Genomic DNA, 574 nt, shown 5'->3' with positions numbered 1-574 from the left:
AATTGGCATAAGCACGGGTCAGCAGATCGCTTTCACTCCACCCCAGGACCTTGCTCCAGGCCGGATTAACCGCGGACATCATCCCGGCGAAGTCGGCTCTTGCCAGCATATCCTGCGAAAGGTCCCATAGCCGATCACGCTCCGCTCGGGCCCGCTCGATCGCAACCTTGACGCGTTCGCCAACCTCTTGAACCAGTCTTTCTTCGGCCGCGCTCCAAATCCGCGGGATTGCATATTGGACTGCAAGGAGCCCGACCCACCGGGCTTCGTTGAACAGAACGACATCGATGAACGCGCCAACCTCACGCGCAGTGAGACCTGCGCGGGCCGGAGCGCTCAAACGCTCGTCTCCGCCGACATTGCGCACCACCACGGGCTCTCCTGCGCGATAGGCGGCGAGCAAATCCGGACCGAATGACGCTAGCGAGTGCACGCCGACGATCGAATCCACGCCGCGCGAATAGTCGCGCTCGACGGTCATCATGCCTTCGTCGGTGATCTCGGCGTAGAAGACCCGGCTTGCGTCGAGGAGTTCGCCGAGCCTTTCAGCAGTTCGGTTCATTATATCGGCAGG

The 574-nt window shown here is 61.5% G+C and carries 1 protein-coding gene; it reads right to left on the bottom strand.

What is annotated here, in order from left to right:
• Nucleotides 1-574, bottom strand: a 574-nt coding sequence (locus ACI3K3_RS25790) for a GAF domain-containing protein (protein WP_404918979.1), incomplete at both ends; no start/stop codon positions are given.

The sequence above is a fragment of the Novosphingobium sp. ZW T3_23 genome (assembly GCF_044987305.1).
Classification (GTDB): domain Bacteria; phylum Pseudomonadota; class Alphaproteobacteria; order Sphingomonadales; family Sphingomonadaceae; genus Novosphingobium.
Note: the sequence above shows the minus strand (reverse complement) of the source record. Positions and strands in the feature narration are given on the sequence as shown.